The organism is Streptomyces sp. NPDC055962 (assembly GCF_042270185.1).
Lineage (GTDB): Bacteria > Actinomycetota > Actinomycetes > Streptomycetales > Streptomycetaceae > Streptomyces.
The window spans coordinates 65,949-92,015 of the sequence record NZ_JBHJYN010000002.1 but is presented as its reverse complement, the minus strand read 5'-3'; the positions used below and the strand labels follow the sequence as shown (position 1 = coordinate 92,015).

Genomic DNA, 26,067 nt, shown 5'->3' with positions numbered 1-26,067 from the left:
CGAAGGGTGTTTCCGTCCCCGACCAGGGGAAAAGTCGCCTTTGGCAGGTGATCTGCCCGTCGCGTGAATTGCCACTCTTCAGCGAGTTCGTACGACTTATTCGGTTCCCCTGGTCGTCGCGCACGGCAGGGGTCAGACCGTGGGGGGAGGTCCCTCGATCGGGCGACCCAGGACGCCGGGCCGGCGTTGCCACGGCTGCGGGCCCGCGGGCGGGCGGTAGGCGACGCCGAGGGCGTCGAGCCGGGCGTAGTGGGTGTGCATCCTCCGCTCGAAATCGGCGAAGTCCCGCTCACCGGAGGCCGGGAGCCGCGACCAGGCGACCTCGGCGAAGGCGGCGAGCCGGGGGAACACCTGGTAGTCGACGCGGTCCCGGTTCTGCATGACCTCGGTCCAGACGTTGGCCTGGGTGCCCAGGACGTGTCCGGTGGCCTCCTCGGAGAGCCCGGGGGGCACGGGCTCGAAGCGGTAGACGTCCTCCAGGGTGCGGACGTAGCCGATGGGCATCGGCTCGTCGGGGCCGCCGTCCTGACGGTAGTCCAGGTACACCTGCTGGAGAGGGCACATCACGACGTCGTGCCCGGCCTCGGCGGCGGCGATCCCGCCGGCGTACCCGCGCCACGAGGTCACGGCCGCACCCTCGGCGAGGCCGCCCTCCAGGATCTCGTCCCAGCCGATGAGGCGGCGGCCCCGGTCGGTGAGCCACCGGTCGAAGTGCCGGATGAACCAGGACTGGAGCTCGTCCTCGTCCTTCAGGCCGAGAGCGGCGATCCGGGCCTGCGCGGCGGGCGACTGCCTCCACTGGTCCTTGGGGCACTCGTCACCCCCGACGTGGATGAAGGGGGAGACCTCGGCGGGGAACAGGTCCAGGAGCTCCTCGAAGACCCCTTCGAAGAAGCGCAGGGTGTGGTCGGTGGGGGCGAGGACGTTGGGATTGACGCCCCAGGTGTCCCACACGGAGAGCGCGGAGGTGTCGACGACGTCGGTGTTGCCCAGTTCCGGGTACGCGCTGATGGCCGCCTGCGAGTGGCCCGGGATGTCGATCTCCGGGACGACCCGGATGTGCCGCTCGGCCGCGTACGCGACGATCTCGCGGATGTCGTCCTGCGTGTAGAAGCCCCCGTGCGGTGTCTCGTCCCAGAGTTCGGAGGCACGGTGGCCGTATTTGGTCCGTGCGCGCCAGGCGCCGGCCTCCGTGAGCCGGGGATGGCGCTTGATCTCGACGCGCCAGCCCTGGTCGTCGGTGAGGTGGAAGTGGAAGACGTTCAGCTTGTGGGCGGCCAGCAGGTCGAGCATGCGCAGGACGCCGTCCTTGGGCGTGAAGTGCCGTGCCACGTCGAGCATCAGCCCGCGCCAGCCGAAGCGGGGGCCGTCCTCGATCTCCGTGGACGGGATGCCCGGCCGTGCACCGCGGCCCAGGGGTGCGCGGCGGAAGGCGTCGGGGCCCAGGAGCTGACGCAGGGTCTGCGCGCCCCAGAACACCCCGGCCGCGCTCCCGCCGGTGATGTGCACGCCACGGGCGGGCGACACACCAAGCCGGTAACCCTCACGTGCGAGCGAGGGGTCGATGCGCAGCTCGACGGTGTTGGAGGTGCCCCCGGCGCCCGGGGCGAGCGGCACCCCGAAGGCGGCTCCCAGCGTGGTGCGGAGCCAGCGTTCCGTCCCCTCGGTGCCGGGGCCCGCCGCGAGGGTCGTGGCCTCGTCGAGGAGGAATCCGCCGCTGTCCTCGCCGTCGGTGTGCGCCGGCGCCGGAATCAGTTCGTGCACGTCAGTCCTTAACCGCTCCGCCGAGTCCGGAGACCAGGCGTCGCTGTACGAGGACGAAGAAGACCAGTACGGGAACGGTCATCACGGTCGAGGCCGCCATGATCCCTCCCCAGTCGTTCTCGTCGGGCTTGAAGAAGACCAGCAACGCCATGGGGAGCGTCGACTGGGAGGTGTCGCTGATGAGGAACGACTTCGCGAAGAGGAAGTCGTTCCAGGTCGATATGAAGGAGAAGACGCTGGTCGCCACGAGGCCGGGGAACACGAGCGGGAAGAGGATCTGCCACAGGAATCGCGTGCGGCTCGCGCCGTCGATGTAGGCGGCCTCCTCCAGCGCCTCCGGGACGGCCTTGACGAAACCGCGCAGCATCCAGATCGCGAACGGCAGCGAGAAGGCGAGGTGCGGCAGGATCAGCGATCCCAGGGTGTTCAGCTGGCCGAAGTCCCGCATCAGGAAGAACAGCGGAATGGTCAGCGCCTCGACCGGCACCATCTGCGCCACGAGGAACATGATCAGCAGCGTCGTGCGGAACCGGAAGCGGAACCGGGTCACGGCCGTCGCGGCGAGGAAGGCGATCAGGGCGGAGGCGATGACGACGGTGCCGGCGACGACCAGGCTGTTGAGGAAGTAACGGCCGAATTCCTGCTGTTCGAAGACGCGGCGGAACGAGTCGAGGGACGGCGCCAGGGTCCAGGGGCGCGCCTCGGTGGACTGGATCTCCCCCGCGGGCTTGAGGGCGGAGAGCACCATCCAGTACAGCGGGAAGGCGACGACGACGGCGATGAGCAGGGCCGCGGCCTCCGCCGCCAGCCTTCCTGGCCGGCGGACGCGCAGAAGCGTGCGTGCGCTCACAGTTCCTCCCCCTGGCGCCGCACCAGGCGCAGATAGACGAGCGTGACGGCCAGCAGGATCACGAGCATCACGACGCCGATCGCCGACCCGAGGCTGTACTGCGAGGACGCGAACGCCTTCTGGTACGCGTACACGTTGAGCACCAGGTTCTGGCCGGCGATGCCGCCCCCGTTGGTCATGACGTAGATCTGGGTGAAGACCTTGAAGTCCCAGATGACCGACTGGATGGTGACGACGACCAGGATCGGCCGCAGCATCGGTGCCATGACCGACCGCCAGATCCGCCACTGGGAGGCGCCGTCCAGCGAGGCCGCTTCCAGCACCTCGGCGGGGATCGCACGGATGCCCGCGTAGACGGTCACCATCACGAACGGGAAAGAGCACCAGAGCACTTCGAGGAGCACCAGGGCGAAGGCGCTGTAGCGCCCGTACGTCCACGAGAAGTCGCCGAGCCCCAGCACCCTGTTGACCGGGCCGAAGTCCGGGTCGAAGAGGAACACCCAGACGGTCGAGCCGGTGATCGCCGGAGTCGCCCACGCCCCGAGCGCGGCCATCATCAGCGCGAGCCGGGGCACGGCGCGGATCCGGGTCAGCAGGACGGCCAGGGCGCAGCCGACGCACAGGGTGGCGAGCACGCAGGCCGTGGCGAAGAGCACGGTCGCGAGGAGCACCTGCCAGAACTGGCCGTCCCCGAAGAGCGTGGCGTAGTTGCCGAAGCCCTGGAAGGTGGTCGGCTCGCCGCCGCTGACCTGGGCCTGGGTGTACTCCAGGAAGGAGATCAGGCCCAGTTGGTAGATCGGGTAGACGAGGAGCCCGCCGAGCAGGACGAGCGCGGGCAGCAGGTAGAGCCAGGGCGTCCAGCCGGAGCGCCGTGCCGGCGATGCCGGGCGGCGCCGGGGCGGGCGGGCCGGTGCCCCGCTCGCCCCGGCTCCTCCGGGGGCCTTGTGGAGGGTGGTGTCGACGGTCATCGTCAGCCCGCTTCGGCGAACGCCGCGTCCATCTTCTTCGCCGCGTCGTCCGAGGCGGCGGCCACGTCCTTACGGCCGCTGACGATCTCCTGGAACATGGTCGGCAGGACCAGCGAGGCGTCGATCTGGCCCCAGGCCGGGGAGGCCGGGACGAACTTGGCGCCCGCGCCGAGCGTGTCGACGAAGGGGCCGATGAAGGGCTCCTTCTCCGCGGCGGCGTCCAGCACGTCCGTGTACGTCGGCAGCCAGCCCATCGCGTCGAACATCTTCGCCTGGGTCTTCTTGCCGGTCAGCGACTTCATCAGGTCGACGGCGAGCGTGCGGTGCGAACTGCTCTTGAGGACGCCGATGTTGTTGCCGCCCGCGAAGGCCGGGGCGATCGACCCCTCCTTCACACCGGGCAGCGGCACGACGGCGTACTTGCCCTTCACGGTGCCGGCCTCGACGGCGGCGTGGCTGAAGTCGCCGCCGATCGCCATGCCGGCCTTGCCGGAGGCGAAGGCGGTGACGGTCGCGTTGCCGCCCATGGCCGCGCACTTGGCCGCCGGGCAGTTGTCGTCCCCGAAGAGCGAGGTGTAGGCCTCGATGCCCTCGCGGGCCTTCGCGCTGTTGACGGCGGACGTGTAGGTCACGCCGGTCTCGTCGGCCAGTTCGCCGCCCCGCGCCCAGATGAAGGGCATCGCGCCGTAGGTGTACGCGCCGCCGACCGCGAGGCCGTAGAGGTCCGGCTTCTCCCGGTGGATCTTCTTCGCGGTGGAGATCAGCTCGTCCTGGGTCTTCGGGGGCTCGATCCCGAGGTCCTCGAAGACGTCGGTCCGGTAGTACAGCGCCCGTACGCCGACGAAGAACGGCGCCCCGTACACCTCGCCGCCCACCGTCACCGACTGCTTGGCGGTCGGGTCGGTGTCCTTGGCCTCGTCCCAGGCCGCGAACTCCTTGCTGATGTCGGCCAGCCCGCCGTCCTTCACGTAGCCGGCGGTGTCGGTGTTGCCGTACTCGATGAGGTCGGGGGCACTCTTCGGGTCGTTGAAGGCGGCCTTGATGCGCTGGGCCCGGGTGTCGACGGGTATGTACTCGACCTCGACCTCGGCCCCCTCGTGGGCCTTCTCGAAGTCGGCGACGGCGGCGTCGACGACCTTCTCCTTGGGCTTGTTGCCGACTTCCTGGAAGAGCCAGACGCGGAGCGTGCCGCTCTTCTCGTCGCCCCCGGCGCTGGTGTCGGAGGTCTGCGGCGCGCAGGCGGTGGCGGTGAGGCCGGCCAGCACAAGGGCCGCAGCCGGAGCGGCAATTCGGGCAGAAAGCTTCATCCGGGACCCCTACCGGTCAATCGTTGCATTCCATGCAACGTGCGTTTCGTTCTGCACAACTGGCAGGAGACTAAGGGGGCCTCCGCACGCCGACAAGTGGTCTCTACCACTCTGTGACCACGCGGTGCAGCCCGTGCAACGCCCACCCCGCCCGCCCGACGTGCTCGGGCGGGCACGCCCGGGCGCGCGAACGGCAGGCGAACGCCCCAGGGGTATGCGAAGGGCACCCGCTAAGGCCCCCGGGAACGCGAAACGGCCCCCGGGGCACGCGTCGCCGCGCGCCCCGGGGGCCGGGGTCAGGTACGAGAAGGAGTGGAGAGGCCCGCGTGGGCTACTTCTTGCCGCCGTCCTTGCCGCCCTTGCCCTTGTCCTTGTCGCCGCCGGCGCCCATGGACTCGTAGATCTCCTTGCACATGGGACAGACCGGATACTTCTTGGGGTCGCGCCCCGGGACCCAGACCTTGCCGCACAGCGCCACCACGGGAGTGCCCTCCAGGGCGCTCGCCATGATCTTGTCCTTCTGGACGTAATGGGCGTAGCGCTCGTGGTCGCCGTCGCCGTTCGACACCTGCGGCGTCGGCTCTACGAGGGTCCCCGTACCTGCCCCGCGCTCGGGCTCAAGAGTGCTCATAACTGCCAAGCGTACTGAAAGCTCCGCGCATCAGTTCAGCGAAGGGTCGTCCGGATACGTGGCGATCATCGCCAGCTCGCTGCGCTGCCTCCGCAGAACCGCACGCCAGAGGTTCTCCGGGCGCGGCGACGAGACGTCGCCGGGCTCCGACTCGACCACGTACCAGGCACCGTCGGCCAGCTCCGTCTCCAGCTGACCGGGCCCCCAGCCCGCGTATCCGGCGAAGATCCGCAGCGAACCGAGCGCCGCCGCGAGCAGCTCCGGCGGGGCCTCCAGGTCGACCAGACCGATCGCCCCGTGCACCCGGCGCCAGCCCAGCGGCCCCTCGTCCCCGGGGATCACGGCCACGCCCAGCGCCGAGTCCAGGGAGACCGGCCCACCCTGGAAGACCACGTCCGGCTCACCGGTCAGGCCGGCCCAGGACGCCAGGATGTCCCTGACGCCGACCGGGGTCGGGCGGTTCAGGACCACGCCGAGCGAACCCTCCTCGTCATGGTCGAGGAGCAGCACCACCGCACGGTCGAAATTCGGGTCCGCAAGAGCGGGCGCGGCCACGAGCAGCCGTCCTGTGAGCGAGGACACCTCCGTCATGGCACAGATGATCCCGCATCTTCGCCCTCGGCGGGGTCCAAGTGGCCCGCCCGTTCCCGGACGGCGCCCCTCCGCAGCTCAGGGCGCACGGACGCCGCACAGGCGCACGGGGAGCGCACGCGCGCGGGCCGTCCGGAGGGCCTCTGCGGGCGGTGACGCTCCGCGAGACTCCTGGAGCAGAGCGTGGTGTGGCGTAATCATGACGTCCGTACGGCCCCCGGCGCCTTACGGAAGGGGTGCGGAAGCCCATTACCCTTTTGATGGCCCCCTGCCCGACCACTCCGGAACGCGAGATACATGACCGGCACAGACGATGTCCTGCTTGTCCACGGCGGAACCCCGCTGGAGGGCGAGATCCGCGTCCGAGGCGCCAAGAACCTGGTGCCGAAGGCAATGGTCGCCGCGCTGCTCGGCAGCGGGCCCAGCCGGCTCCGCAACGTGCCCGACATCCGCGATGTGCGGGTGGTCCGGGGGCTGCTGCAGCTGCACGGCGTGACCGTACGCCCCGGTGACGAGCCGGGCGAACTCATCCTCGACCCGTCGCATGTCGAGGGCGCGAACGTCGCCGACATCGACGCCCACGCGGGTTCGTCGCGCATCCCGATCCTCTTCTGCGGCCCGCTGCTGCACCGGCTGGGCCACGCCTTCATCCCGGGCCTCGGCGGCTGCGACATCGGCGGCCGGCCGATCGACTTCCACTTCGAGGTGCTGCGCCAGTTCGGCGCGACCATCGAGAAGCGGGCGGACGGCCAGTACCTGGAGGCGCCGCAGCGGCTGCGGGGCACGAAGATCCGGCTGCCGTACCCGTCGGTGGGCTCCACCGAGCAGGTGCTGCTGACCGCCGTCCTCGCCGAGGGCGTCACCGAGCTGTCCAACGCGGCCGTCGAGCCGGAGATCGAGGACCTCATCTGCGTACTGCAGAAGATGGGCGCGATCATCTCCATGGACACCGACCGGACCATCCGGATCACGGGTGTCGACCGGCTCGACGGGTACACCCACCGGGCGATCCCGGACCGCCTGGAGGCGGCCTCCTGGGCGTCCGCGGCACTGGCGACCGAGGGCAACATCTACGTGCGCGGCGCCCAGCAGCGCTCGATGATGACGTTCCTCAACACCTTCCGCCGGGTCGGAGGTGCCTTCGAGATCGACGACGAGGGCATCCGCTTCTGGCACCCGGGCGGCGCGCTGAACGCCATCGCCCTGGAGACGGACGTGCACCCCGGCTTCCAGACCGACTGGCAGCAGCCGCTCGTGGTGGCGCTGACGCAGGCCGCCGGCCTCTCGATCGTCCATGAGACGGTCTACGAGTCCCGGCTCGGCTTCACCTCCGCGCTGAACCAGATGGGTGCGCACATCCAGCTCTACCGCGAGTGCCTCGGGGGCTCCGACTGCCGCTTCGGGCAGCGGAACTTCCTGCACTCCGCGGTCGTGTCCGGGCCGACGAAGCTCCAGGGCGCGGACCTGGTCATCCCCGACCTGCGCGGCGGGTTCTCGTACCTGATCGCCGCGCTGGCGGCCCAGGGCACGTCCCGGGTGCACGGCATCGACCTGATCAACCGCGGCTACGAGAACTTCATGGACAAGCTGGAGAAGCTCGGCGCCAAGGTCGAGCTGCCGGGCGGCTCACTCGTCTGAGGCACCTGACCGCGCGCACAGTGCTGCCGCACACAGCATTGCGCACCGGAGCCCGCCGCCCCGGTCCCCTGCGAGGGGCCGGGGCGGCGGGCTTCTCCGTCCGTGGACGCCAGGTCCCGGGCAGCCGGCCGGGTCCGTCCGCCCCGGTCCCCGGTCCTGTCACCCCGGCCCCCTGAGAGGCGGACGCCGCAGAACGCCCGTACAGGGCCGAACGCGGCGTCCGGCCCTCCCGGGGGACCGTCGCGGCGTCCGAGGGCCGCAGCCCGCCTCACAGCGCCCGCACGGGCGGTGTGCGCGGGAGCGAAGGGTCCGGGACGGGGTTCCGGGTACGCCGAAGGGCGGCCGCCCCGGTCAGGACGGCCGCCCTTCTTGACGCCTGGAAGGCCTTACTTGCCCTTGGCGGCTTCCTTGAGCTTCGAGCCCGCGGAGACCTTCACGCTGTAGCCGGCCGGGATGTTGATCGGGTCGCCGGTCTGCGGGTTACGAGCGGTGCGAGCGGCACGGTGGGTGCGCTCGAAGGTCAGGAAGCCGGGGATGGTGACCTTCTCGTCGCCCTTGGCGACGATCTCGCCGACGGTCTCGGCGAGGGCGGCCAGAACGGCGTCGGCGTCCTTGCGGGTCACCTCGGCACGGTCGGCCAGGGCGGCCACCAGCTCACTGCGGTTCATGTTTGTACTCCCGTGTTCTTCTTGCCTGTGAGGCGTGAGATCGAAGCCGATGCTGCCAGGGCCCTCTGACAGTCCCCGGACCCGGGTCTGATGTCAGACCCTCGCGCCCGAATACGCATCCTGCCCCCACCTGCGGCGCTAACGCCAATCCGGAACCCCTGACGTCACACGAAAAGCACCACCGACTGCCTGTGATGACGTTCCGTCGACTTGTTGGAGCGGTCCGCAGCGGATGCCGGGCCTGTGGGGCTCGCTGCCCGCCCACCCTAAAGGGGCGTTTGGGACGCCGCGACCCGCGACGCGCCGTACGGACGGCGCGGACGTGAGCTGCGGCACCGTCCGCAGGAGCCGTGGCCGACCCCCGCGGACGGCGTGTGGTGGGGCCGTCCGGAGGACGTTCCTACGCCGGGTCGCCCGCGGCCTCGGCGACACCGGCCGCCTTCGCGGCCTCCCGTACGGCGCCCGCGACGGCGCCCGCGACCTTGTCGTTGAAGACCGACGGGATGATGTAGTTCGCGTTCACCTCGTCCTCCGCGACGACGTCGGCGAGGGCGCGCGCGGCGGCGAGCATCATCTCCGTGTTGACGGTCCGCGACTGGGCGTCGAGCAGGCCGCGGAAGACACCCGGGAAGACCAGTACGTTGTTGATCTGGTTCGGGAAGTCGGAGCGCCCGGTGGCGACAACAGCCGCCGTCTCGCGGGCGATTGCCGGGTCGACCTCGGGGTCCGGGTTCGCGAGCGCGAACACGATGGCGCCGTCCGCCATGGCCGCCACGTCGGTGCCGTCCAGGACGTTGGGGGCGGAGACGCCGATGAAGACGTCGGAGCCGACGACGGCCTCCTTGAGGGTGCCGGTGTAGCCCTCGGGGTTGGTGTTGTCGGCGATCCAGCGCAGCGGGGAGTCCGGGGTGGCGTCCACCAGGTCCTCGCGGTCCGCGTGCACCACGCCGTGGATGTCGGCGACGACCGCGTGCTTGACGCCCGCGGCGATCAGCAGCTTCAGGATGGCCGTACCGGCCGCTCCGGCGCCGGACATGACGACCCGTACGTCGCCGATCCCCTTGCCCACCACGCGCAGCGCGTTGGTCAGCGCGGCCAGGACGACGATGGCGGTGCCGTGCTGGTCGTCGTGGAAGACGGGGATGTCCAGGGCCTCACGCAGCCGCGCCTCGATCTCGAAGCAGCGGGGTGCGGAGATGTCCTCCAGGTTGATGCCCGCGAAGCCCGGGGCGATCGCCTTGACGATCTCGACGATGGCGTCGGTGTCCTGGGTGTCCAGGCAGATCGGCCAGGCGTCGATGCCGGCGAAGCGCTTGAAGAGGGCCGCCTTGCCCTCCATGACGGGGAGCGAGGCCATCGGCCCGATGTTGCCGAGGCCGAGCACGGCCGAGCCGTCCGTGACCACCGCGACGGAGTTGCGCTTGATGGTCAGACGGCGGGCGTCCTCGGGGTTCTCGGCGATCGCCATGCAGACCCGCGCCACACCGGGGGTGTAGATCATCGAGAGGTCGTCACGGTTGCGGATGGGGTGCTTGGACGCCATCTCGATCTTGCCGCCGAGGTGCATCAGGAACGTACGGTCGGAGACCTTGCCGAGGACGACACCCTCGATGTCGCGCAGTCCCTCGACGATCTCGTCCGCGTGGGAGGTCGAGGACGCCGCGATCGTGACGTCGATCCGCAGCTTCTCGTGGCCGGAAGCGGTCACGTCGAGGCCGGTGACCGAGCCTCCGGAGGACTCCACGGCCGTGGTGAGCTGGGAGACCGCTGTGCCGCTCGCGGGCACCTCCAGCCTGACCGTCATCGAGTACGAGACGCTGGGCGCCGTTGCCATGGCCGAGTCCTTCGCTTTCCTGAGCTTCGTTGCCGCACGCAGAAGGGGACAGAGCCCCGCACGTGCGTTCCGATCGTCGCACCTACCGGCCGGTAGCAGGTAATGACTGCCACCTTTCGGAAACTTTTTTCCACCATACGAGAAGTAGCCGTTCCGCGTAACCCCGGACAGGCGGTGAAACTCCGGATCCGGGCCGGGTCTGCGCCACCGCAAACAGAAACAGACCCGCGTCACCGGCAGGTGACGCGGGTCTGTCTTCTTCACTTGGGTGGCACCGGCCCGCCATGCTCGCCTCGCGGCAAGTGGTCGCTCGTAGCGACGAAGGTTGGGCCCGGGGGCTTGGATCGAACCGGTGCCGACACCAGGCTAACAAAGACCCCGGAGAAGTGATTCCCGCGCGACGTGTTGACTCGGAGAAGTACTCCGCACGCGGGACACCGGCTGCCCCTCTCAGTCCCTCAGCAGGTCCGGGACACCGTCCTCGTCCGGCATGTCACGCTCCCCGGAGACGACGGTGAGCTGTTGCGTCGCACGGGTGAGCGCCACGTACAGCACCCGCAGTCCCGCCGGCGACTCGTCGGCGATCTCCGCGGGAGAGACCACCACCGTGGCGTCGTACTCCAGGCCCTTCGCCTCCAGGCTGCCCAGCGCCACGACCCGCTCGCCGAGCTCCTCCAGCCAGGCGCGGGCCTCCGCACGCCGGTTCATCGCGACGACCACACCGACGGTGCCGTCCACCTGGGCGAGGAGCCTGCGGGCCTCCTCGCGGACCGTCGAGGCGAGATCCCCGTCCCGGACGGTCTCGAAGCGCGGCTCGACGCCCGTCGAGCGGACCGCGGACGGGGACTCCATCCCCGACATGGCCAGCGCCAGCACCTTCGCCGCGAGCTCGGCGATCTCCGCCGGGTTGCGGTAGTTCACGGTGAGCGTGAACCGGCGCCGCGGCCGGTTGCCCAGCGCCTCGTCCCGGGCGGCCGCCGCCTCGTCCGGGTCGGACCACGAGGACTGCGCGGCGTCGCCGACGATCGTCCAGGTGGCGTGCCGGCCCCGGCGGCCGACCATCCGCCACTGCATCGGCGTCAGGTCCTGCGCCTCGTCGACGATGACGTGGGCGTACTCGGTGCGCTCCGCCGCCAGCCGCTCGGCCCGCTCGCGCTGGGTCTCCTCGCGCTGCGGCATCAGCTCCTCCAGCCCCGTGAGCTGGTCCAGCGGGTCGGCCTCCCGCTTCCGCTTGGGACGGGCGGGAGTGCCCAGGAGCGTGTGGAGCTCGTCCAGGAGCGCCACGTCGTGGACGGAGAGCGGTCCCTTGCCGTCCCCGTCCAGCCGTCTCAGCGAACGGGCGAGGCGGCGCACCTCGCCCTGGTTGAGGATCCGGCGTGCCCACCGGTTCAGGCGGCGCTCGTCGGAGAGCGCGGCCAGCACCTGGCGAGGGGTCAGTTCCGGCCACCAGGCGTTCAGGAAGGTGAGGAAGGGGGTCTCGGTGGACACGTCCTCGTCGAACGAGGAACGCAGCTCCGCGACCAGTTCGGGGTCGGTGTAGCGGCCCCGCCCCGACGACTTGTTCCACAGGGCGTCCAGGAGCAGCTTGCGGGCGCGCGGGCGCAGCATGTTGACGGGCGCGGTGCCGCCGAGGACGTTGTGCCGGATCCGCCGGAGCTCGTCCGCCTCCAGTTCGACGCGGGCGCCGAAGGCCACCACCCTCAGCCGGGTGGGCGTACCGGTCTCGGCCGGGGCCTCGCCGAACTCCAGCTGCCCCTCCTGCGGGGCGGGCCTGGCCGCGGGCTGCTCCAGCGCCCCGCGGGCGGCCTTGCGCAGCACGTGGAGCATCCGGGACGAGCCCTTGATCCGGGCGACGGCGGGATCGTCGTACGTGGTCGCGCCCTCCACGCCCGCGGCCTCGTCGGAGAGCGAGCCGACGGCGCGGATCGCGACCTGGCCCTCCTCGCCGAGCGAGGGAAGCACCCCTTCGGTGTACGCGACCAGGAGCGGCGTAGGCGAGACCACGAGGATGCCGCCCGCGTACCGCCGCCGGTCCTGATAGAGGAGGTACGCGGCCCGGTGCAGGGCCACGGCCGTCTTCCCGGTGCCGGGGCCGCCGGAGACCTCGGTGACGGACGCGGCGGGGGCGCGGATCACCAGGTCCTGCTCCGCCTGGATCGACGAGACGATGTCCCGCATGGTGTGGCTGCGGGCCTGGCCCAGTGCGGCCATGAGGGCGCCGTCGCCGATGACGGGCAGCTTCTCCCCGCCCAGGGAGGCGGTCAGCTCCGGGCGCATGAGGTCGTCCTCGACACCGAGGACCCTGCGGCCCTTGGAGCGGATGACCCTGCGGCGCACGACCCTGCCGGGCTCCTTCGGCGTCGACCGGTAGAACGGCGCGGCGGCCGGCGCGCGCCAGTCGATGACCAGCGGCGCGTAGTCGGAGTCGAGTACTCCTATGCGGCCGATGTGGAGCGTCTCCGCGATCTCGGCGGTGCCGTCCTCCCCCACGGCGTCGTCGGCCGCCTCCACCGAGGTGAAGGCGCCGTCCGGGCCGCGCTCGCCGTCCTTGCCCCGCAGCAGGTCGATCCGTCCGAAGAGGAAGTCCTCGAACTCGTTGTTCAGCCGGTTGAGGTGGACCCCGGCCCGGAAGACCTGGGCGTCCCGTTCGGCGAGCGCCCCGGGGGTGCCTACCTGGCCCCGTTTGCTGGCGTCCTGCATGAGAAATTCCGCCTCGTCGATCTTCTCTTCGAGACGGCGGTAGACCCGGTCCAGATGTGTCTGTTCGACACCGATCTCCCGGTCCCGCAACGAATCGACAGCGGCATCCTGCGCGGCCACCGAGGCCCCCTTCTGACGTGCATCGGGCAGCCGTCAACCGTACGCGAAAGGGGGCCCCGAGCGCACCTGCCGTCCGGGTCGCGTTTACGCGTCGATCTCCACGAGCCGCTCGCCGTCGAAGGTGCGGACCTCGAAGTGGTCGATGTCCCCGCGCGCCATCGCCGCGCCGCCGTGCACGTAGAGCGGGCGTGCCGCGCTCTCGTGGGTGGAACCCTCGATCCCGTATCCCCACTTCGGCACGGACCAGGAGGTGACGACCTCCTCCTCTCCGCTCCTGGACACGGCGACCAGGCTGCACTTCTGCGGGCCCTTGACGTTCTTCAGCTCCAGGACGGTGTGCGTGCCCCAGGCCTTGGGCTCCATGCCGACCGTGGCGTCGACCCGGGTGACGGGGTCGGTGGCCCGTACCTTCTCCGGCATGTGGTGGAAGAAGGCGTCCTCGGCGGGGCTCGTGGGATGCGGGTCGGCCGCCTCGACCTGCCGGCCCGGGTCGCCGCCGGCCGTGGCGGTGACCGCGACCACCGGGCCGCCGATCACGAGGGCCGCCGCCGCGGCGATCAGGAACCGGGCGCGCCTGCGGCGCTGCGACCGCTTCCGCGCGACCTCGTCGACCAGACCGTCGAGCAGCCGGGGCGCGGGGCGTTCCGGGACGTGCGGGACGGGGCGCGCGCCGGGGGCGGCCGCCGGGGACTCCGCCAGCATGGCCAGCACGGGCTCCATACCGGCGAACTCGTCGAGGTGGGCGGCGCAGAGCGCGCATCCGGCCAGATGGGCCTCGAAGGCGCTCGCCTCGGCGTCGTCGAGGATGCCCAGGGCGTAGGCGCCGGCCGCGTCGTGTCCGGGGCCCTCCGGGGGGAAGCCGAAGAGAGCGTCCGGCCCGGTGGGTCCCGGCGGGCCCGACGGTCCGCGGGGACCGGCCGGCCGGGGCCCGAAGGGCTGCCAGTCGCTGTCGCTCATGCCGTGATCCCCCTCTCCTCGAGTGCGAGCTTCATGGAACGGAGTGCGTAGAACACCCGGGACCGCACGGTCCCGCTGGGTATGCCGAGCACTTCGGCGGCCTCGTTGACCGTACGTCCCCTGAAGTAGGTCTCGACCAATGCTTCCCGGTGGGCCGGGGTCAAATCGTCGAGGGCGTCCGAGAGGGTCATCAGCCACAGCGCCTTGTCTATCTCGTCCTCCGCGGGGATGACCTCCAGCGGCGACGGATCGACTTCGCGCGGCCGGGCCTGCCGGCTGCGGTGGCCGTCGATGACGATGCGCCGGGCGACCGTCACCAGCCAGGGTCGGACGGAGCCGGTGGCCCGGTTGAGCGAACCGGCGTTCTTCCAGGCACGGATGAGCGTCTCCTGCACCACGTCCTCGGCCCGCTGGCGGTCGCCCGCGACGAGTCGCAGGACGTACGCCAGCAGTGGGCCCGCGTGTTCACGGTAGAGCGCCCGCATCAGCTCCTCGTCGGGAACGTCCGAAGGAGAGCGGGGCGGGGCACCGCGATGTCGAGCCCTGTGCGGACGGTCATCGGCCACGGCCGCATCCTTGCGCACCCGAACCTCCCGGTCGAGACCCTGTCGAGCTCTGTGGCCATCGGTACGGAAGTGGACGCCGGTTCATTCAAGGACCGGGCAACTTTCTTTCACAGGTGCGGTTTTGGGACCGTTCGTGACGTTCACGGCCGTACGGCCCTGACGCGGCGCCGGTGGCGTGCCACCCGTTCCCGGTTGCCGCAGACCTCGCTGGAGCACCACCGGCGCCGCCGCCCCCGCGAGGTGTCCAGGTAGAGCCGCCGGCAGGCGTCCCCCTCGCACCGGCGCAGCCCGGCCCGCGCCACCGGGTCCGTCAGCAGATCCACGGCGTCCCGGGCCACCGCGGCGAGCAGCGCCCCGCACGCCGGATCGGCGCTCAGCGCCCGTACGAGCACCCCGCCTTCGGCCCGCACGGCGCGCAGGCCCGGAGGTGCGCCCGCGGCGAGCGCGTTGACGCGCTCCAGGGCCTCGTCGGCCGTGCCGCCGGCCAGCTGGGCCGTCATCAGCCCGTCGACACACGTGCGCAGGTGCAGGAAGCGCGCCACCCAGGAGTCGTCGACGGCTGCCAGCGGGGTCCCGCGGGGCACCAGCCGCGACGCCACCAGCCACTCGGCGAGGAGCGGGGGCGAGCCGAGCCGCTCGCACGCACCGGAGGTCTCCGCCCCCGTCGCCACCAGGTCCAGGCAGACGCGACCGGAGTCGAACCGCCGGACGTACGCACCCGTGCCCGCCGTCATGAGCCCGTCACCGCCTCAGGGGTCGCCCAGGGGGAAGCCACCCCCAGAGTGCCCGCAACCGTCCCGGCCCGGAACCCCTCCCGGCGCCCGGAACCTGTCCCGGCGCCGGGGGCCGGGGCCGTCCCTGCCGGACCGCCCAGGGACGGCCGGCGGCAGTCCCGGGAGGCGCCGCTCAGCCCTGCGGAGGGCCGTCGTGCAGGATCCGCTGGAACATGTGGTGGTCCTGCCAGGCGCCGTTGATGTGGAGGTAGCGCGGCGCCGTGCCGTACCGCTCGAACCCGCACTTGGCCAGGACGCGCTGCGAGGCGGTGTTGTCGAGGACCGTGCCGGCGGCGATCCGGTGCAGTCCCAGCCCGTCCCGCGCCAGTTCGCAGACGCGGGTGACGGCGGCGGTCGCCAGACCGCGGCCGGCCCGGTCGACGTCGATCCAGTAGCCGAGCCGGGCGTTGCGGAAGGGGCCGCGTTCGATCGAAGCCAGCGTCATGGCCCCCACGACCCGGTCCTCGTCGTCGACCAGCGCCCAGGGCATCGCACGCCCCGCGTCCCGGTCGGCCAGCAGCCCGGTGAGCCGCTGGACCTGGCCCTCGGGGGTGTAGAAGGCGTCCGGGCGCACGGGCTCCCACCGCCGCATGTACGCGCGGCTGCGGGTCAGCGCCGCCGCGAAGGACTCCGCGTCGTCGAGGGTCACCGGTCTGAGCGCGACCCCGCCGGGCAGGGGATGGATGTCGTTGGTCATCCCCGCACGCTAGCCCCCGCCTCAGGCGCCGTCGTACTTGGTGTCCGCAGCGGGGTCCAGCGCCAGCCGGTAACCGCGCTTGACGACCGTCTGGATCAGCCGCGGTGCCCCGAGCGCCGAGCGCAGCCGGGCCATCGCCGTCTCCACGGCATGCTCGTCGGTGCCGCTGCCGGGCAGGGCCCGCAGCAGGTCGGCGCGGGCGACCACCCAGCCCGGCCTCCGGGCCAGCGTGTGCAGCAGGGCCATGCCGGCCGGCGGCACGGAGCGCAGGGCGCCGTCGACCAGCACGGCGTGGCCACGGATCTCCACGGAGTGGCCGGCGACGGGCAGCGTGCGGGCGCGGGCGGGCAGTTGGGCGCAGAGCACCTGGACGAGCGGCCCCAGCCGGAAGCGTTCCGGCTGGACGGTGTCGATGCCCTTGGCCTGCAGGGGAAGGGCGGTGACCGGTCCCACGCAGGCGGTGACGACGTCGTGGCTCAGCGCCGACAGGACCTCCGGGAGGATGCCCCGGGCCTCCGCGCGGTTCAGGTAGGAGGCCGCGGCGGGAGCGCTGGTGAAGGTGAGGGCGTCCAGGCCGCGGGCGACCGTGACGTCGAGCATGCGGTCGAGCGGGGCGATGTCCTCCGGGGGCATCCACCGGTACACGGGCACGCCGACGACCTCGGCACCCGCCGCCCGGAGCGACTCGACGAAACCGGGCAGCGGTTCGCCGTGCAGCTGGAGGGCGACCCGGCGGCCCGAGACGCCCTCGTCCAGCAGCCGGTCCAGGACCTCGGCCATCGACTCGGACTGCGGCGACCACTCCTCGGTGAGCCCGGCCGCGCGGATGGCGCCCTTGACCTTGGGCCCACGGGCGAGCACCTCTATGCCGCGGAGCAGGTCGAGGAGTTCGTCACCGATGCCCCAGCCGTCGGCGGCCTCCACCCAGCCCCTGAAACCGATGGCGGTGGTGGCGATCACGACGTCGGGAGGGGTGTCGATCAGCTCCTTGGTGGCGGCCAGGAGTTCGCTGTCGTCCGCGAGCGGCACGATCCGCAGGGCGGGCGCGTGCATGACGGAGGCGCCCCTGCGCGTGAGGAGCGTCCCGAGCTCCTCCGCGCGACGGGCTGCGGTCACCCCGACCGTGAAGCCCGCCAGGGGCCCGTGCTGTGCGTCGTCGTCGTGCATGGCGTGATACCCGGCTCTCGTCCCGCTGTTGCTCGATGATGCGGATGACCGAGACTGTCAACGCTGCGTGACAGTCTCGGTTCTCCTGTATTTCCCGCCCGTTACGTCCTGCGACGCGCTGTGGTCATCCTCACACCTCGGCGTAGCTGAGCTGGGGCTTCGCGGCCACCGCTTCGGTACGGCGAAGGTATACCGCCCACGTGAGGATGAAGCAGACGGCGTAGAAGCCGAGGAAGCACCAGAAGGCGGCCGTCCCTGTGCCCGAGGTCGCGAAGGACTGACGGAACGCCAGGTTGATCGCGAGACCGCCCAGGGCCCCGATCGCCCCGATGAGCCCCATGGACGCCCCGGAGAGCCGCCGCCCGTAGGCCGCCGCCTCCTCGCCGTCCAGGCCCTTGGCGATCCCCTGGGCGTGGAAGATGCCCGGGATCATCTTGAAGGTGGACCCGTTGCCCAGTCCCGTCAGCACGAACAGGGCGATGAAGCCGAGGAGGAACACCGAGAGCGACTCGATGCCGGACGCGTGGACGACGACCCCGGTCGCGGCGGCCATGCCCGCGAAGTTCCACAGGGTGATCCGCGCCCCGCCGAAGCGGTCGGCCAGCAGGCCGCCGACGGGCCGGATCAGGGAGCCGAGCAGCGGGCCGATGAAGGTGAGGGAGGCGGCCTGCAGCGGGGTCCGGCCGAACTGCGTCTGCAGGACGAGTCCGAAGGCGAAGCTGTAGCCGATGAAGGAGCCGAAGGTACCGATGTAGAGGACCGCCATGATCCAGGTGTGCGGCTCCCGCACGGCCTGGAGCGCCGCCCCGGTGTCGTTCTGGACGGGCCGGAGGTTGTCCATGCGCAGGGCGGCGCCGAGCGCCGCCACGACGATCAGCGGGATGTACACCCCGAGCACGATCCGCGGGTGCGCGGCGCCGGCGGTGCCGATCACCAGGAGACCGATGAGCTGGACGACCGGGACGCCGATGTTCCCGCCGCCGGCGTTGAGCCCGAGCGCCCAGCCCTTCTTGCGCAGCGGGAAGAAGGCGTTGATGTTCGTCATCGAGGAGGCGAAGTTGCCGCCCCCGACGCCGGTGAGCGCGGCGACGACGATGAACGTGGTGTACGAGGTGCCGGGCTCCATCACCCAGAAGGCGGCGCCGGTCGGCACCAGGAGCGACAGGGCGCTGAAGATCGTCCAGTTGCGCCCGCCGAACAGCGCGACCGCGAAGGTGTACGGCACCCGGACGAGGGCGCCGACCAGGGTGGCCGTGGAGATGAGGAAGAACTTCCCGGCCGGGTCCACGCCGTACTCGGGCCCCATGAACAGCACCATGACGGACCACAGGGACCAGATCGAGAACCCGATGTGCTCGGAGAGCACGGAGAACCACAGGTTCCGCCGGGCGACCTTCTCGCCCTTCTCTCGCCAGAAGGTCTCGTCCTCCGGCTCCCACTGCTCGATCCAACGACCGGCCATCACGCGCCTCCACAGGGGTCGGGGTGTTGTCCTGCCGACGCTAGGGAGTCCGCGTTTCGGTGCGGTGCCGTGAGGTGACCGGTGCGCAACCTTGCTCTCACTCGGCCGAGGGGGGTGCGGTGAGCCGGACCCCCCTCGGGGGTGCGGTGAGCCGGACCCGCCACACCCCCTCGGCCGGTCTCAGGCCCGGCGCCTCCGGCCGGCCCCGTTGGGCCAGAGACGCGGCCGGCGTCGGGCGGCGACGTCCTCGACCCAGCCGAACGCCAGGATCGCGAGCCCGATCAGCGGCCAGATCGCGAGGAGGACCAGCACCTCGTACGACTGCTCTATGTACGTACCGAACGTGTCGCCCAGCCACGGGACGGACCAGAGCTCGTCCACGAGGTGCGCGGCCGCCATGAGCAGCAGGTTGTGCCACAGGTAGATCGTCACGGCCCTGTTGTTGGCCAGCGTGACCAGGCCGTCCCACCCGGCGAGCCGGCCGGGGAGCTTCTGCCAGGACGGTGCGTAGACGAGCAGGATCGCGCAGAAGCCGAGGGACCAGGTGGCCTGGGCGAGCGGGATCTCGTCGAGGTTCCAGCCCTCCTCGGTGAGGTGGCCGGACGCCCACCACAGGCCGAAGCCCATGACGATCGCGGCCGACGACACCGCCAGGTAGCGCGGGATCCGCTTCAGCAGCCCGTCGTTGTGCGCGAAGCCCAGGATCCAGCAGGAGCCGAACACCGCGAAGTCGACGAGCCCCTCACCGAAGGTGCCGGGCACCGTGACGAGGCCGGTCCCGATCACGGCGGTGAGGGCGACCGGGGCGAGCAGCGTGACCCACGGCAGCTTGCGGAACGCCTTGAGCAGCAGGGGCGAGGCGAGCACGAACCAGAGGTAGGCCCGGATGTACCAGAGCGGTCCCGCCGCCTGGTCCGCCCAGCTCAGCTCCAGCCAGCCCCCGGCGGAACCGCTCTCCTCGGGGTACGGAGGCGAGCCGAGCGGGAGGAGGTAGCTGCCGAGCTTGATGAACCACCACAGCCCCTCCTCCCTCACCGGCTTCCAGCTCAGCGCGAACATCACCGGCACGACGACGAGCGAGAACGCCCACATCGGCGGGAGCAGCCTGCGCAGGCGGCCCCGTACGACGCTCAGGGCGGGCCGGGACAGTGAGCGGGCCATCAGCGATCCGGCCAGGGCGAACATCACGCCCATGGACGGGAAGAGGACGGTCAGCCAGGCCCAGCCGAAGAGGTGGAAGACGACGACGCGTACGAGGGCGACGGCCCTGAGCAGGTCGAGGTAGCGGTCACGGCCGGGTCCGGCCGGGGGTGCGGGAGCGGTCCCCGGGACGGTGTCCGACGGCTCCCGGTGCGCCGCGGGGGCGGGGACGGTGACGACGGGGGCCTGCCCCGGGTGGCCCGACGGGGCGGGGTACCCGGAGGCGGGCGGATACGGAGCGGTGGACGCGGCGCCGGCGTGCGCCGGGCGGGTGGCACCGCCCGGCGGGGGCGACGGCGTCCAGGCGGGGCCGGAGGACGGCCGGGCGCCGCCGGCGCCTTCCGCGTGTCCGGCGCCGTCGTGGCGCGGACGGTCGGGGTAGGTCATGCCACCGGCCTCCGGTCCGTCTCCTTGCGGCGGTTCTGTGTGCCGCCCGGTGCCTCCACCACGCCCGTGCGCCGCAGCTTCTGCCAGCGCAGCCGGCCGCCGGTGAGAGCGGTGATCCACGACTGGAGCAGCACGACGTACATCAGCTGCCGGTAGAGGATCTGCTGGAGCGGCAGGGAGATCAGATGGGTCATGCGCTCCCGGTCGAGCCGGAAGGCGTACGCGGCGCAGACGGCCTGCACCAGCAGGACGCCGAACCAGGCCGCGACCGTCTTCCCCGTCGGGCCGAAGACCAGTCCGTACAGGAGGAAGACGTCGATGAGGGGGGCCAGCAGCGGGGCGACGACCATGAACAGCGAGACGAACGGCAGTCCCACCCGCCCGAAGCGGCCCGAGGGTCCCCGCTCGACGACCGCGCGGCGGTGCTTCCAGATGGCCTGCATCGTGCCGTACGACCACCGGTAGCGCTGCGACCACAGCTGCTGCACGGACTCGGGGGCCTCGGTCCAGGCCCTGGCGTTCTCCGCGTAGACGACGCGCCAGCCGTCGCGGTGCAGCGCCATGGTGACGTCGGTGTCCTCGGCGAGGGTGTCCTCGCTCATGCCGCCGATCCGGTCCAGCGCGTCCCGCCGGAAGGCGCCGACCGCACCGGGGATGGTGGGCATGCAGCCCAGGAGGTCGTACATCCTGCGGTCGAGGTTGAAGCCCATCACGTACTCGATGTGCTGCCAGGCCCCGATCAGCGAGTCGCGGTTGCCGACCTTGGCGTTGCCCGCGACCGCTCCGACCCGGGGGTCGGCGAACGGCTGGACGAGCTCGCGCACGGTGGAGGGTTCGAAGACCGTGTCGCCGTCCATCATCACGACGATGTCGTAACGGGCGTGCGCGATGCCGTTGTTGAGGGCGGCGGGCTTTCCCGCGTTGCGCTGGCGGACGACCCGGACGTTCGGGATCCACATCGCCTCGACCAGGTCGGCCGTGTTGTCGGTCGAGCCGTCGTCGATGACGATGACCTCGATCGGGTAGTCGCTGGCCACCAGCGAGCGCACGGTGGCCTCGATGCACTCGCGCTCGTTGTAGGCGGGCACCAGGACGGACACCGGGCGGGTGAAGGGCTCGCCCCAGCTGAAGTTCCTGCGGCGCACCTTCCTGGCGTGCAGGAAGGAGAGCAGCAGCATCAGCCCGAAGCGGACCATCACCAGGACGCCGATGACGGCGAGGCCGACCACCAGGACGCCGGTGACGTTCTCGGAGATCTTCACCGCCCCGATGAACGCCTTGCCCTTCCAGAGCGCGAACCCGGTGACCGGGGTGTGCGCGCTGGGAGCACCGAGTGCCGAGGTGAGGTCGGTGAACTCGTAGCCCCGCTTCTGCATCTGCGGGAGGAACTCCCCCAGCGCGGACACGGTCTGGGACCGGTCGCCGCCGGAGTCGTGCATCAGGATGATGGCGCCCTCACCGTGCTCGGGTGTGGCGCGCTCGATGATCGCGGGCACGCCGGGGCGCTTCCAGTCCTCGCTGTCGGTGTTGTTCACGACGGTGAGGTAGCCACGGCTGCCGATGTACTGCGTGACCGGCCAGGACTTGTTGTCCATGGCGTCGGAGAACGAGGAGTACGGGGGGCGGAACAGCGACGTACGGATGCCGGCCGCTCCCGCCAGCACCAGCTGGTTCTGGGAGAGCTCCCAGTCGATGCGGCTGGTGGACTGGAACGAGAGGTCGGGGTGGTTGAAGGTGTGCAGTCCGACCTCGTGCCCCTCGTCGACCATCCGCTGCACCAGGTCCGGGTAGCGCGACGCCATGGTGCCGGTGACGAAGAAGACGCCGTGCGCGTGGTGCTTCCTGAGCTCGTCCAGGACCCGCGGGGTCCAGACCGGGTCGGGGCCGTCGTCGAAGGTCAGGACGATCTTGTGGTCGGGTATCCGGAGCGTCTTGGCGTCCTGGCCCGCCGTACGGGCGTCGATGACCGGCCCGCCGTCGAGGACGTCGTCCGGCACCTGGGTGGTGGCGGCCGGTGCCTGGATCCGGTGGTCGGCGAGGATCTCGCTGTGCACGTATCCGCGCAGCATGAGCATGGCGAGCAGGGCCACAAGAAGGAGCGACGGAAGCAGATAGCGCATGGGAAGCCTGCGCCGGACGGTCCGCTTCTTCTTCCGGTTGTGCCTGCCCCGCGAAACGGGGGTCGTCATTTACTGAGTGCCTTCTTGTGGTTGCACCGGGGATTCCGAGGGGTCGGGGGAGGCCGGCGGGCTCTCCTCGACGGGCGGCTCGGGGCTGGTGGACACCGACGGCTCACCGCCCGGCGTCGTGGAGGCCGAATGGCCCGGGACGGCGGGCGCGGAAGAGGTGTTCTCCCGGGGAGGCCTGACGGACGCGGAGGCCGGGGAACTCGCGCCGGGTGCGGACGGGGCCGTCGCGGACGCGCCGTCCGACGGGGTCGCCGAGGCGGATCCGGAGGCCGGGGCGGAGGCGTCGGGCGTGGCTCCCGGGCTCCGGGACACGACGTCGTCGCTCGGGGCGGGCCGCACCTCGACCTCTTCCGCGTGCTTCTCGTCCTGTCCGGACAGCGGCAGCCAGGGAGCGGCGGAGTTCCCGCCGACCACCGCGACCACGAGGGTCACCGCGTAGACCGCACAGATCGTGGCGAGCACCCAGCCCGCACGCCGGTAGGTCTTGCTGCGGCGCCCGCTCTCGTCGACGAACACCGGCCCGTCGGACGGGTCCGGAACGCCGGGTTCAACAGGTAGTTCGGAGAGCTGACGGCCCAGTCCGTCCAGTTGGACGGTGACATCGCTCGGCTCATGCGTGTGCCCGGTTCGGGTACCTTCGCGCCAATTTTCCACAGGTGTTTGCACTTCCCCCACTCAATGAAACAGGTGCGCGGGAAATGACTGGAATCCTGCCATCGGATCGGAGCCCCCACCCCGTCCGCGCGCCACCTGCCACCGTGCACCCGAAGCACCGAATGTAGCGCACGGCGGCGACGGCCAGGGGGCGGTCTCACGTGTTGTTCATGAACAGTGACGCATGAGTGACGAATCGGCTTCGGGCAGCCACGAGGTGGGTGGTCGCACCATCCACCCTTCCACTGCGGCGAGTTCCCTGATCGCAGCCCTCAACGCGGCCAGTCCGGGGTGCTCGGAACCCTTGCGCCACACCATCAGCAGCGGGGAGAGCGGCACCGGGCGCACAAGAGGACGCAGCACCGTCCCGGGCAGCGGCGGGAAGCCGGCGACGGCCAGCACGGGGTTCCCCGTCTTCGCCATGACCCGTTGGAATTCGGCCACTCCGACAGCGAGCGGGGCGGGTGGCGCCAGGACGATGTCCCATTCCGCGAAGAGCGCGGTCGCGAGATCCGTCCACTCGGACGTACGCGCGTTGCCTGCACCGGCGTAGACGGTCTCACCGGCCAGTTCGCCCATGGCGACCGTCTCACGCCCGGCCAGCGGATGGTCGTCCGGCAGGAGGACGGCCATCGGCTCGTACCGCACCGGCTGCACGGAGAGACGGGCGAGCACCGCGGGATCGAGACCGGCCGCCCTCCCGAAGGATACGTCGAGCCGTCCCGCGAGCACCTCGTCCGCCGCCCAGGCCAGTCCGCTCTCGAAGCGCGCCATCAGCTCGCACTCCGGCGCGAGCTCCCGCGCGCGGGCGAGCACGCGCGCCGCCGTCATCCCGTCGGTGTTGAGATCGACGAGGAGCGGGCGGTCCGCCGGGTCGGCGAAGGCGGCGGAGAGCGCGGCGTGCGCGTCGAGCACCCGGCGGGCGAACGGCAGAAGACGCTCACCGTCCGCGGTGAGCGACACCTGCCGCGTGGTGCGGACGAAGAGGCCGCTCCCCAGCTCGCGCTCCAGCCGGCGGATGTCCCGGCTCAGGGCCTGCTGGGCGACGTAGAGCCGGGCGGCGGCACGGGTGAAGTGGAGTTCCTCGGCGACGGCGACGAACGCACGGAGGAGCCGGGGATCGATGTCGGGGACGGCCACGCCCGTAACTTACAACAGATGTGCGTGAATGTGCTCCGAACAGGTGTTGGACGCCGCGGAGCGCCGGCCCGAGGGTGAACGCGTGTCCCACGAAACCACCGCCCCGGCCCGCCCTCCGGCATCGCGCCACCCGTACCTCCGGCTGCTCGCCACCCCCGGCGCCCGTGCCTTCACCGCGGGGAACCTGCTCGCCAGGCTGCCCATGGGGATGTTCAGCGTCAGCGCCGTCATCATGATCGCCGGGGCGCACGGCTCGTACGCCCTGGCCGGGGCCGTCACCGCGACCGGACTGGCCGCGACCGCCCTGGTCGCCCCCTGGACCGCACGCCTCGTCGACCGGTACGGCCAGGCCCGGGTCGCGGTACCCGCCACCGCCGTGGCGGTGGCGGGCTCCGTGGCCCTGGTCCTCTGCGTGCACCACGACGCACCGGTCTGGACCCTCTTCGCCGCCTACGCCGCGACGGCCACCACCCCCAACACCGGCGGCATGTCACGGGCCCGCTGGGCCCATCTGCACCAGGGCGACACCGCGGCCCTGCATGCGGCGAACTCCTTCGAACAGGCCGCCGACGAGCTGTGCTTCATGCTCGGTCCGGTGCTCGCCGCCTCCCTCTGCGGGGCGCTCTTCCCCGAGGCCGGCACCCTCACCGGCGCGATCCTGCTGATGACCGGGGTCCTCGTGTTCGCCGCGCAGCGCGCGACGGAACCCCCGGTGGCACCCCGCACCCGGACCGCCTCACCTCTGCGCACCCCCGGGGTCCCCGCGCTGCTCGCCGTCTTCCTCGCGACGGGCGCGGTCTTCGGTGCCATGGAGGTCGTCTCGATCGCCCATGCCGGAGGCGCGATCCTCGCCCTCCAGGCCGGCGGCTCCTGCGTGGCCGGGCTGCTCTACGGCTCCCTCCGCCCCGCGGCGCACGCCGGACACCTGCTGATGCTCTGCCTGGCGGGGATGACCGCGCTGATGTCGCTCCCCCTGGCCGCCGCGGCGACGACCGGCTCCCTGCCCGTCCTCGCGGGCTGCCTGCTGCTGGCGGGCGCGGCCACCGCGCCGACCATGGTCACGGGCATGACCCTGATCCAGCGGCTGACCCCGCGGGCCCAGCTGAACGAGGGCATGACGCTCGCCGTCACCGCGCTGCTGGGCGGCATAGCCGCGGGTTCTGCGGTCGGCGGCTGGACGGTGGAGCACTCCGGCACGGTGACCGGCTACGCCGTCCCCATGTGCGCGGCGGCCCTCGCCCTGGCCGTCGCCGCGGTCGGGACACGCAGAGCCTGAGGCCGGCGGGACAGAGAGGGGAACCCGGTGGGGCGGAGACGGGCCCCGATGGGGCGGCACAAAAAACGAGGACCCCGCTGCCAGGGGCAACGGGGTCCTCGTTCACATGGGAATTGTGGAGATGGCGGGAATCGAACCCGCGTCCAACGGTGCAGAACCAGGGCTTCTCCGAGTGCAGTTCGCTGCGCTTTTCTCGGCCCCGGAGGTCACGCGAACAAGCCTCCGACAGGCTCAGCCACTGTTTGATTTCCTTCCAGGCCCCGTGACCGGGCCTAGAAGTTTAGATCCCTAGTTGATGCCAGGATCCGGGTCGGGATCACCCCCGGGCTGACACTCCGCAGAGTCTTCGCTAGCTGCTAATTAGGCAGCGAGGGCGAAGGCGGAGGAATCGCGCTTAGAAGTGGCGATTATTGTTTGCGACATATGGTTTACGAGATCATTGTCGCTTCCTCGACTCGCTTCCCCTGCCTCGACATCCGCTGTCGAAACCGATCATCCCCATGTTGATTTTTCAAATCGCGCACCTTC

Annotated in this window: 21 protein-coding genes and 1 other RNA gene; 2 read left to right on the top strand and 20 right to left on the bottom strand. The window is 71.2% G+C overall.

Translation table 11 applies throughout. The features are described 5' to 3' along the window. Positions 1 to 132 precede the first annotated feature (132 nt). From ACFC51_RS05735 to ACFC51_RS05710, 6 genes are all read right to left on the bottom strand, one after another. Complete coding sequence (locus ACFC51_RS05735) at positions 133 to 1,764, bottom strand: beta-N-acetylhexosaminidase (RefSeq protein WP_376379035.1); 1,632 nt, start codon at positions 1,762 to 1,764, stop codon at positions 133 to 135. A gap of 1 nt (position 1,765) precedes the next feature. Then, positions 1,766 to 2,614: a carbohydrate ABC transporter permease gene (locus ACFC51_RS05730; RefSeq protein WP_376527124.1), complete on the bottom strand. Its 849-nt coding sequence runs from the start codon at positions 2,612 to 2,614 to the stop codon at positions 1,766 to 1,768. Beyond that, positions 2,611 to 3,582, bottom strand: a complete 972-nt coding sequence (locus ACFC51_RS05725) for a carbohydrate ABC transporter permease (RefSeq protein WP_376379029.1) — start codon at positions 3,580 to 3,582, stop codon at positions 2,611 to 2,613. The genes ACFC51_RS05730 and ACFC51_RS05725 overlap by 4 nt, the downstream gene beginning before the upstream one ends. A 2-nt stretch (positions 3,583 to 3,584) precedes the next feature. Then, complete coding sequence (locus tag ACFC51_RS05720; protein WP_376527122.1) at positions 3,585 to 4,889, bottom strand: extracellular solute-binding protein; 1,305 nt, start codon at positions 4,887 to 4,889, stop codon at positions 3,585 to 3,587. Positions 4,890 to 5,220: 331 nt separating this feature from the next. Next, positions 5,221 to 5,520, bottom strand: a complete 300-nt coding sequence (locus tag ACFC51_RS05715; RefSeq protein WP_267075389.1) for a DUF3039 domain-containing protein — start codon at positions 5,518 to 5,520, stop codon at positions 5,221 to 5,223. 30 nt (positions 5,521 to 5,550) lie between these two features. Beyond that, positions 5,551 to 6,111: a YqgE/AlgH family protein gene (locus ACFC51_RS05710; RefSeq protein ID WP_376379022.1), complete on the bottom strand. Its 561-nt coding sequence runs from the start codon at positions 6,109 to 6,111 to the stop codon at positions 5,551 to 5,553. Positions 6,112 to 6,408: 297 nt separating this feature from the next. Between ACFC51_RS05710 and murA the strand changes: the two genes are divergently transcribed. Then, positions 6,409 to 7,749, top strand: coding sequence for a UDP-N-acetylglucosamine 1-carboxyvinyltransferase (gene murA / locus ACFC51_RS05705; protein ID WP_376527120.1), 1,341 nt, complete (start codon positions 6,409 to 6,411; stop codon positions 7,747 to 7,749). Between the two features lie 386 nt (positions 7,750 to 8,135). Here the strand turns inward: murA and ACFC51_RS05700 are convergent, their stop codons facing one another. The 13 genes from ACFC51_RS05700 to ACFC51_RS05640 all read right to left on the bottom strand — a co-directional run bounded on the left by ACFC51_RS05700 (position 8,136) and on the right by ACFC51_RS05640 (position 24,263). Continuing rightward, positions 8,136 to 8,417: an HU family DNA-binding protein gene (locus ACFC51_RS05700; protein ID WP_003968811.1), complete on the bottom strand. Its 282-nt coding sequence runs from the start codon at positions 8,415 to 8,417 to the stop codon at positions 8,136 to 8,138. 400 nt (positions 8,418 to 8,817) lie between these two features. After that, a complete protein-coding gene (locus tag ACFC51_RS05695; RefSeq protein WP_376375000.1) occupies positions 8,818 to 10,251 on the bottom strand; it encodes an NAD-dependent malic enzyme in 1,434 nt (477 codons plus the stop codon). Positions 10,252 to 10,701: 450 nt separating this feature from the next. After that, complete coding sequence (locus ACFC51_RS05690; RefSeq protein ID WP_376527118.1) at positions 10,702 to 13,071, bottom strand: HelD family protein; 2,370 nt, start codon at positions 13,069 to 13,071, stop codon at positions 10,702 to 10,704. A gap of 84 nt (positions 13,072 to 13,155) precedes the next feature. Next, positions 13,156 to 14,028, bottom strand: a complete 873-nt coding sequence (locus ACFC51_RS05685) for an anti-sigma factor family protein (protein WP_376375006.1) — start codon at positions 14,026 to 14,028, stop codon at positions 13,156 to 13,158. After that, positions 14,025 to 14,612, bottom strand: coding sequence for a sigma-70 family RNA polymerase sigma factor (locus ACFC51_RS05680; protein ID WP_376375009.1), 588 nt, complete (start codon positions 14,610 to 14,612; stop codon positions 14,025 to 14,027). Before ACFC51_RS05680 ends, ACFC51_RS05685 begins: the two co-directional genes overlap by 4 nt. 122 nt (positions 14,613 to 14,734) lie before the next feature. Then, positions 14,735 to 15,328, bottom strand: a complete 594-nt coding sequence (locus tag ACFC51_RS05675; protein WP_376375012.1) for a CGNR zinc finger domain-containing protein — start codon at positions 15,326 to 15,328, stop codon at positions 14,735 to 14,737. A gap of 172 nt (positions 15,329 to 15,500) precedes the next feature. Next, positions 15,501 to 16,064, bottom strand: coding sequence for a GNAT family N-acetyltransferase (locus ACFC51_RS05670; RefSeq protein ID WP_376375015.1), 564 nt, complete (start codon positions 16,062 to 16,064; stop codon positions 15,501 to 15,503). Between the two features lie 21 nt (positions 16,065 to 16,085). Continuing rightward, positions 16,086 to 17,231, bottom strand: a complete 1,146-nt coding sequence (locus tag ACFC51_RS05665; protein WP_376527116.1) for a uroporphyrinogen-III synthase — start codon at positions 17,229 to 17,231, stop codon at positions 16,086 to 16,088. 130 nt (positions 17,232 to 17,361) lie between these two features. After that, positions 17,362 to 18,693 carry a nitrate/nitrite transporter gene (locus ACFC51_RS05660; RefSeq protein ID WP_376527114.1) on the bottom strand — a complete coding sequence of 444 codons (1,332 nt, stop codon included), beginning with the start codon at positions 18,691 to 18,693 and terminating at the stop codon, positions 17,362 to 17,364. 180 nt (positions 18,694 to 18,873) lie between these two features. Further along, complete coding sequence (locus ACFC51_RS05655) at positions 18,874 to 20,280, bottom strand: acyltransferase family protein (protein WP_376375024.1); 1,407 nt, start codon at positions 20,278 to 20,280, stop codon at positions 18,874 to 18,876. Next, positions 20,277 to 22,469 (bottom strand): glycosyltransferase, encoded by a 2,193-nt coding sequence (locus ACFC51_RS05650; RefSeq protein WP_376375027.1) that lies wholly within the window; start codon positions 22,467 to 22,469, stop codon positions 20,277 to 20,279. Before ACFC51_RS05650 ends, ACFC51_RS05655 begins: the two co-directional genes overlap by 4 nt. Beyond that, positions 22,470 to 23,123: a hypothetical protein gene (locus tag ACFC51_RS05645; protein ID WP_376375104.1), complete on the bottom strand. Its 654-nt coding sequence runs from the start codon at positions 23,121 to 23,123 to the stop codon at positions 22,470 to 22,472. A 168-nt stretch (positions 23,124 to 23,291) separates the two neighbouring features. Continuing rightward, positions 23,292 to 24,263, bottom strand: a complete 972-nt coding sequence (locus tag ACFC51_RS05640) for a LysR family transcriptional regulator (protein WP_376527112.1) — start codon at positions 24,261 to 24,263, stop codon at positions 23,292 to 23,294. Positions 24,264 to 24,291: 28 nt separating this feature from the next. Between ACFC51_RS05640 and ACFC51_RS05635 the strand changes: the two genes are divergently transcribed. Then, positions 24,292 to 25,539 carry an MFS transporter gene (locus ACFC51_RS05635; protein WP_376527110.1) on the top strand — a complete coding sequence of 416 codons (1,248 nt, stop codon included), beginning with the start codon at positions 24,292 to 24,294 and terminating at the stop codon, positions 25,537 to 25,539. A gap of 113 nt (positions 25,540 to 25,652) precedes the next feature. Here ACFC51_RS05635 and ssrA read toward each other — a convergent pair. Then, positions 25,653 to 26,039: a transfer-messenger RNA gene (ssrA, locus tag ACFC51_RS05630) on the bottom strand. Positions 26,040 to 26,067 lie beyond the last annotated feature (28 nt).